The organism is Actinosynnema sp. NPDC023658 (assembly GCF_040639995.1).
GTDB lineage: Bacteria > Actinomycetota > Actinomycetes > Mycobacteriales > Pseudonocardiaceae > Actinosynnema.
This window is the reverse complement of sequence record NZ_JBFAAX010001128.1, coordinates 1-1,686: the sequence shown is the minus strand read 5'-3', so window position 1 is coordinate 1,686 and position 1,686 is coordinate 1. Positions and strand designations below refer to the sequence as shown.

The 1,686-nt window shown below is 72.9% G+C and carries 2 pseudogenes; both read left to right on the top strand.

What is annotated here, in order from left to right:
* A pseudogene (locus AB0G02_RS38810) lies at positions 1 to 1,132 on the top strand (RNA helicase); the annotation flags it as partial.
* Positions 1,133 to 1,243: 111 nt separating this feature from the next.
* Positions 1,244 to 1,686, top strand: a pseudogene (locus AB0G02_RS38805) (DUF4333 domain-containing protein); the annotation flags it as partial.

Sequence of the window (1,686 nt, the reverse complement as noted above, 5' to 3'; positions counted from 1 at the left end):
GGAACGCGAGAAGGCGCTGGTGAAGCAGAACACGTCGGCCAAGCGCGCCGAGGCCGCGGCGTCGCTGGAACGGCTGCGCAAGGGCGACGTGATCGCCGTGCCGTCCGGCCGCCGGTCCGGGCTCGCCGTCGTCATCGACCCCGGTCTCGAACCGCTCGGTGAAGCCCGACCGTTCGTCGTGACCGAGGACCGGTGGGCCGGTCGGCTGACGTCCGCGGACTTCCCCACCGCGGTCGAGGTGCTGGGCAAGATGCGCCTGCCCCGGCAGGTCGACACGCGGTCGCCCAAGTCGCGGCGCGACCTGGCCGCGTCCCTGCGCGCCACCGGCATCGTCGCACCCGCCCTGCGGAAACGGCGCTCCAACGCCGACGACGACGCGGAGCTCGCGACGCTGCGGCGGGCGTTGCGCGCACACCCGTGCCACGGCTGCGAGAAGCGCGAAGAGCACGCCCGCTGGGGCGAGCGCTACCACCGCCTCCTCGCCGAGACCGAACAGCTCGACCGCAAGGTCGCCGCCACCACCCACTCCCTCGCCCGCGAGTTCGACCGCATCCGCGGCCTGCTGCGCGAACGCGGCTACCTGCACGCCGAGGAGAGGGGACCGGGCGAAGAGGTCACCGAGCACGGCAAGAGGCTGACCAGGCTGTACAGCGAGTCCGACCTGCTCGCCGCCGAGTGCCTCCGCCACGGCGTGTGGCGCGACCTCGACGCGGCCGAGCTCGCCGCCGTCGTCTCCGCGCTCGTGTACGAGGCCCGCCGCGACGGCCCGCTCGAAACCCGGCTGCCACCCGGCAAGGTCTCCGACGCGCTCACCGCCACCGCCCGGCTCTGGGCCGAACTGGAGGACGACGAGCGCAGGCACCGCCTCGACCGCACCCGTCAACCCGACCCGGGCTTCGCCTGGGCCGTCTACCGGTGGGCGCGCGGCGAGTCGCTGGAGAAGGTGCTGTCCGCGGCCGAGGAGAACGGCTCCGAGCTCGGCGCGGGCGACTTCGTGCGGTGGTGCCGGCAGGTGATCGACTTCCTGGACCAGATCCGCGACGTCGTCGGCGGCGGCGACCCGGTGGGCGCGTCCGCCCGAAAGGCGGTGGACGCGTTGCGCCGCGGGGTGGTGGCGATGGCCACCGTTTGACAAAGCTTTGCGGGGCGGGTGGGTACCGTGCCGGCACCTGTGGTTTGATCGCGCCCGCAAGCCTTGAACAGCTTTTCCAGACCGTTCCAGACCGACCGTCGGAGGCCGAGCATGACCAGTCCGTACGGACCGTCCGGAGGGAACGACCCGCAGCCGCAGTGGGGCCAGCAGCAACAGCCCTACGGTGGTGGGTACCCGGGCACGCCGTCGGGTGGTTTCCCCGCTCAGCAGCCCAACCCCTACGGGCAGCCGGACCCGTCGCAGCAGCAGTGGGGCCAGCAACCCCAGCAGCCCCAGCAGCCGTACGCCCCGCAGTCGCCGCAGTACCCCGCCGGGTACGACCCGAACAACCCGCAGTCCAACCCGTACGGCCAGCCGCAGCAGGGCCAGTACGGGCAGCCCGGCCAGTACGGCCAGCCGGGACAGCCGGGCCAGTACGGTCAGCAGCCGGGTCAGTACGGGCAGCCCGGTCAGTACGGCCAGCCGGGGCAGCCCCAACCGAAGAAGTCCAGCGCCGTGCTGTGGGTCATCGTGGCGCTCGTCGTGCTGGTGGT